The organism is Streptomyces sp. NPDC006265 (assembly GCF_040613555.1).
Classification (GTDB): domain Bacteria; phylum Actinomycetota; class Actinomycetes; order Streptomycetales; family Streptomycetaceae; genus Streptomyces.
Genome location: NZ_JBEXSH010000598.1, coordinates 1 through 5665, shown reverse-complemented (window position 1 = coordinate 5665; position 5665 = coordinate 1). Strand labels below are relative to the sequence as shown.

The window sequence follows — 5665 nt, the reverse complement described above, 5'->3', positions numbered from 1 at the left end:
AACCCTATGCGACAGTTCGGGAGCTGCGGTCGACCCGGGGGCCGAGTCGGACACGGAGGCGTACGCCGATCACCGGACATGGAGGAGACCATGCTTCCGCCGGACTACCAGCGCAGCCTCGCCACCGTGCGTCAGGTCGCAGGGCCGGTCATGGTCCGCCAGGTCGGCGAGATGCTGGGGGCCGACGTCACCGTGCGGGCCAGTTGGAACCGCTGCGCGGAAGATGGTCAGACTCGTCGACCGCGGCTGGCTGCGCAACCTGCCCGACGGGCGCTTCACCACCCGCCTGTGACCAGGGACGCCATCGCCCGCAGTGGTGTCAATCCCCTGTTTTCGTAGAGAAGTTGGTTTTGCGGCCCGGCCTTCCCGGTCGGTCCGGGCTCGCGTTTCCTGGATGATCCATTCGAACTCGACGGGCGGTTTCCGGCCGGCCGCGCTGTGACGCCGCTTCGTGTTGTAGAAGTCCGCGATCCACGTCGCCCTCTTCAGCCGTGCCTCGGCCCGCGTGGCGAAGGTGTGTCGGTGGACGTACTCGACCTTGAGGACCGAGTGGAACGACTCCGCGGCGGCGTTGTCCAGCGCCGACCCGACTCGCCCCATCCGGTGCCTGGCCGGCACATCTCCACGTACACCCACAAGCCTCGCCGTGCCCGTTCGCGTGCCGCGCGTGCGCACCCGCACCGGGCTCGTACGGACTGCGCGTGCCGGTAGAACGGACTACGCGTACCGGTAGATCTGACTATGGTCCTCCAACTGGTCCGGAGTGACGTCCCACGGCGGCATCCTCTGATGCCGCGCAACGACCCGACCGCGTTGTGCGTCCCCCCGGGCGAGCGGCTTCGCGGGAAGGTAGCGGGCGCCCGGGTGCCGCCGCTGCCAGCGGGACCAGAGAAGGTCCACAAAGGCGTGGTGGAACCAGAAGACGGGATCGTTGACAGATGCGCCGCCCATCATGTGGCCGCCGACCCAACGGTGTACCCGGTTGTGGGTGCGCCACGAAGCGGCGCCGCGCCCGGGCCCCCACCCTTCCAGCTTGTTGCGGAACCCTTTGGTCGACCTGGAGTTCCAGGGTGCCGTGTCGTAGACCGGATCGTTGAGGGCCTCCTCCAGATTCCGGGCCGTCGGCAGCGCGATCGAGTCCCGCGGACGGCCCAGGTCGCGCGTGAGGAACTCCGTCTCGGTGATCCCCACCTTGATCGTCCACACGCCCCGGCCGTAGGCGAAGGGGCCGGACATCACCTGCCGGTCGGAACTCCGCCCGGTGCCGCCCAGCAGGTCATCGGTCCACGGTACGGCCGTCGGCGTGCGGTTGCGCGTCCAGTCCCAGTACGGCACTGTCACGGACTCGTCCACGCGGCGCAGCGCGTTCTCCAGGTCCAACAGGAACCTGCGGTGCCAGGGCAGGAAGGAGGGCGACATGTGGGCGGCGCGCAGGCCGTCCTCACCGTCGGGGGTGTAATAGTCGATGTGCGTACGCACGAACGCGTCGTACTCGCCGCGTCGTTTCAGCTCCAGCAGCGCGTTGACGAGTCGGCGTCGTTCGGACCGGGTGAGCGTGCTGATGTCCTTACGCGTGTACACCATGGCGATGCTCCCCCTCGGCGGCGTTGGTCCCGCTCTCCGTGCGACTGTCCCGCTCGCCCGGCGTACCGAGCTGTTCGTCGGGGCCGAGTTCGTCGACGGCAGCACGCGCGGCGGCGAGCGGGGTCGCGTACGACTCGTAGTGGTCGACCATGCTCATCCAGCTGCCGTCCGCCCGGCGCATCAGATGCAACGGCCGCCCGTCCACGGTGACGTGCCATGCCCTCGGGCTGCCCTCCCCGGGCCGCCCGGTGTCATACCTGACACCTGCGATACGGCGCCCGCGATACGTCTCGTCGAACCGTTCCTCGTCTCCTGCCGGTCCCGGCGCCTTCCCCTCCGATCCCGACGCCCTCCCGGTCGTCCCCGACGCCACCAGAACCGGGGCGAGAGGCACCGTGAACGCTGATGCGAACAGCCCCCACAGCATCCGGCGCCGCACCACGGCCCTGGCGTGGTGCACGGCGGGCGGCTTTACCGCAGGGGGGGCAGAATCAGGGGCCGCGGGCGCGGACGCCGGTGCGGGGCATGCTGGTTGTGGGTGCAGTGGTTTACCTGTTCGCAATGCCTGCTTCCTCCTCGCCCTGAAAGACGGTCGCGTGACACACGCTCCGCGGGCCGATTCCATACACGGTGAATGGGCCGGGCGACCCGGCTCAGCCCTGCGCCTGCAGTCCGCGGGCCAGTCGAGCGCTCTCACGATCGAAAGCCTTCTTCGTCTCCTGGGCGGTGCCGGGCAGGAATTCCTGGACCTCTGTGTCGAGCTCCTCCGACTGGGGGGCCGTCGACCGCGGGTCGACATGCTTCGCGACCTTGTTCGCCTCTTCGGCGAGGTCGGCGGCCTGGACCTTCGGCACCTCGAGAGCGAAAGCGGGAGTGGCGGCACCGGCCATGACCAGGGACCCGACAACGAGGGCGGCAGCCTTAAGACGCTTCATCATCTTCCTTTCTGCGGCAACTCGGTAGTCACCAGGGTGAATTACTTCACCCTTTTCAACGAGGCCCGGACTGAGCGGAAACCCCGCACGCAGGAATTTCGATGGCTCACACGCAAGGTCACCCGATTGAAGGGCGTGCCCTATCCGTCTTCCTCATCCTCGCATGAGCAGGGAAAAGACCTGGTCCGGCCATCTGAAATGGAATTTTCATACCGGCTCGCCACGGGGCCGGTACGGCATCCGTGGCCGGGTGCCTGCTTCCCCTCAGGCACACCTGCCCGCGCTCGGGAAGGCAGCGGGAGTGGCAGGCCGGCACGGCTGGCAGGTTGCCCAGGAGGCCGGAGACGCTGGCCACGAGCCAACCGTCTCGAGCTCCCCGGCCGCGCGCCCTGGCGTAGCAGCGCCCGCACCTCGTCACCGTCGGCACCCGTCTCGTGGCGGCCCTCTCCTCCCCGATCCCCACGGCCTGCCCCGGTCCGGGCACCAAGATGGCGGGCACAGCGATACCGGCGACGACAGGCACGAGTCATCTGCTGCGGAGCCGTTGCTGTACGGCCATGGCTGTGCCCGGCCCGACCAGTCCGACCGCTCGCACGAGTGAGCGGGTCTCGCCACATGCTCGGATGCCGGACGCTGTGCGTCCGGCATCCGGAGGAGGTGGAGCCACTATCGACGGGAGATCGCCCGGCCCTTCCGGTAGAGGACGACGCCGCTCGCCGTAAGGATCGCGGCGAGCCCCGAGGCCACGAGCACCTGCTGCTCACTGCCGGTTTCGGCGAGGGAGGGCGGCTCAGCGGGGGGCTCTTCGTCGGGCGTGGACGAGGTCGGTGGGGTCGTGGGCGTTGACGTCGGCGGCTCGGAATTCACCGGCGGCGGGGTGGTCGGCGGCTGGGTGGTCGGAGGCTGCGTAGTCGGCGGCGTAGTCGGGGTGTCGCCGTACCCGGTCTCGTCGTCGCCGTAACCGCTGTCGTCGCCGTACCCGGTCTCGTCGTCGCCGTAACCGCTGTCGTCGCCGTACCCGGCTTCGTCAGCACCGGCGGAGCCACCTGCGTGGCTTCGGCCGAGTCGCGTGAAGTTCTCACTGTTGTCAAAGTTGCGGGCGGCAGCGTGCGGGTTCGGGCCGGCATCGCAGTGCTTCTCGAGGGACGGGTTCAGTGAGGCACCCGTGGCACTCGGACTGCCGCAGGCATTCGGGGGAACGTCGGACCGGGAGTCCGCGAACGCAGCGCCCCCGTACAGGGGCAGGATGCTCGTCGCGGCGGCGGCCACGAACAATGCCCTGCTCAGGTTCTGTCGCATTCTCGTCGTCTTCCTGCTCGAAGGACTGATGTACCGGCTGTGGAGCCCGAGGTACAGGATCAGGGCCGGCCTTTCCACAGCCAGTCGGCCGCTGTTCCGACGAAGGCTCGCCGTCGCCGGACGGCAGATGCTGTGGAATCTCGTGTCTGTCGCGCACCGGGACCAAGCAAGGTGCCCGCAGCCGCAGCCGCAGCCGCAGCCGGAACGGTGAAAGCCTCGTGCCCGCTCGACCGGTCACTCGCTTGTCAGGCCTTCCCCCTCCTCCCACGACTGCGTCGGGGAGCGACTTCATGTCTACCGTAGTTGCGCCGCCGCTTGATTTTCTGACTTGTCAGGTGGTGCGATCCGGTGAAATGCCAATACCGGCAGCATGGGCACTGATAGATCCGGTCCGGAATCCGCTCCAACAGCGGCTGCCTGACCAACCACGCGCGAGCCCCGCCTTCGGTGCGGAACGATGCCTTTCCCGTTTCCGGACAACGCGGCAGGACGATCATGTCGCCCATTTCCCCTCCGGTGCACACTCTGGCCCCATCGCCTGCGGCGCAGCGATTGGGCGTTCAACCCCGGTGAACAGAAAGCGCCCCTCCCGCGACGGACCAGGCTGCTGCCTGATCCGTCGGCCAGGGAGAGACGCCTTCGGTTTTTGGTCACGAATTCTCGGGACCCGGACCCTCGGGACACGAGTCCTCGGGAATCGAGAACGGCTACCCGTGATCGGCGAACGGGACTTGACCAGTCACCGTCCGGGATCGGGGAGCTCCGCTCGTTCCGCAGATGTCACACAGCGGGAGCGGGGGCGGGAACCCCACCGCCACCGAGGAGGCCACCGAGGTCCACCGTCAGCTCGAGCCCGGCGTCGGCGGCAGCCGCCGCGTCGGCCTCGTTGTCGTTGACGTTGACGCTCTCGTTCTCGTTCTCGTTCTCGTTGTTGTTCGTGTTGAAGATGTTGATGTCGCCGAACTGGCAGTTCGGGACCGGGCCGTCGCCGGCGATGTCCCCGTCGGCCTCGGCCTCGGTGTTGCCGCAGACGTACGGGTCGTCCGCCGGGTGGTGGCCGGTGCCCGCGCTGGCAGCCGAGGCGGAACCGGCGACGATGGCCACCGCAGCGAGGGCCGAGGCGGCGCCCAACTTCATGCTCTTGCGCATTGAATCTCTCCGTTTCGGTCCTTCTCCGTTGGAAGAACGGAACCGATATTGCCCCAACTCCGAACCGCACACCACTTGAGAGGGCCCTGGCCCCTCAACTTCATCCGGATGGCCCCGCATGGCGGGTGATATGAATTTCATAAGGCGCAGGTCATGGCACATCAATCAGCCAGGAGAGCGATGGCGCGCCGCCCGGGATTCAGAGTTGAATAGACGCCATATCTTCGCCTGCTGCTCGAAAGCGGTGCCGTGTGCATTCACCCGCCGCCCCGGCACCGGCTCGAACGCGTCGATGGCCGGCGGTTCGCTTCGCGCATGGCCCGGCGCGCTGAGGCTCTGCGGCAGTGGACGGTGAGGGCGTGAGGGAGCAGCCAATTCGTCGACGCGGGAGGACAGTCACCCCGGAGGCCGGTGCGTCCGGTACGGCTGCGAAGCCCACTCGGCGATCGATCTCGTGGCGCTGGCCAACAACGCCAAGCCGAGCGGGTCCGGTTCGGGGCCGAGCGCGGCAGCTCACGATGAACCGGGCAGTCGTGGGGGCGGAAAACCGGTGAGCGCCCCTGGCGTCGAGCAGGGAGCCGCGGGACGCCCCCAAGTGCCCCTGGGGCGGCCGACGACGACGGGATCGACGGCGCTCGCCGCCCACAGTGGCTCTGGGACTGTCGCCGGACCCAGAGGCCGTCGGCATGCCGACGGCC

At 68.4% G+C, this 5665-nt stretch carries 6 protein-coding genes; all 6 read right to left on the bottom strand.

Annotation, left to right across the window (positions count from 1 at the left end; all coding sequences use genetic code 11):
• Positions 1-69: 69 nt before the first annotated feature.
• Positions 70-600, bottom strand: a complete 531-nt coding sequence (locus ABZ281_RS34995; protein ID WP_356662104.1) for an integrase core domain-containing protein — start codon at positions 598-600, stop codon at positions 70-72.
• Between the two features lie 117 nt (positions 601-717).
• Positions 718-1584, bottom strand: a complete 867-nt coding sequence (locus ABZ281_RS34990; protein WP_356662102.1) for a tyrosinase family protein — start codon at positions 1582-1584, stop codon at positions 718-720.
• Positions 1568-2011, bottom strand: coding sequence for a tyrosinase family oxidase copper chaperone (locus ABZ281_RS34985; protein WP_356662103.1), 444 nt, complete (start codon positions 2009-2011; stop codon positions 1568-1570). The genes ABZ281_RS34990 and ABZ281_RS34985 overlap by 17 nt, the downstream gene beginning before the upstream one ends.
• Positions 2012-2237: 226 nt before the next feature.
• Positions 2238-2522, bottom strand: coding sequence for a hypothetical protein (locus tag ABZ281_RS34980; protein WP_356662101.1), 285 nt, complete (start codon positions 2520-2522; stop codon positions 2238-2240).
• A gap of 663 nt (positions 2523-3185) precedes the next feature.
• Positions 3186-3818 carry an LPXTG cell wall anchor domain-containing protein gene (locus tag ABZ281_RS34975; RefSeq protein WP_356662100.1) on the bottom strand — a complete coding sequence of 211 codons (633 nt, stop codon included), beginning with the start codon at positions 3816-3818 and terminating at the stop codon, positions 3186-3188.
• A 780-nt stretch (positions 3819-4598) separates the two neighbouring features.
• Positions 4599-4967, bottom strand: coding sequence for a hypothetical protein (locus ABZ281_RS34970; protein ID WP_356662099.1), 369 nt, complete (start codon positions 4965-4967; stop codon positions 4599-4601).
• Positions 4968-5665: the final 698 nt, after the last annotated feature.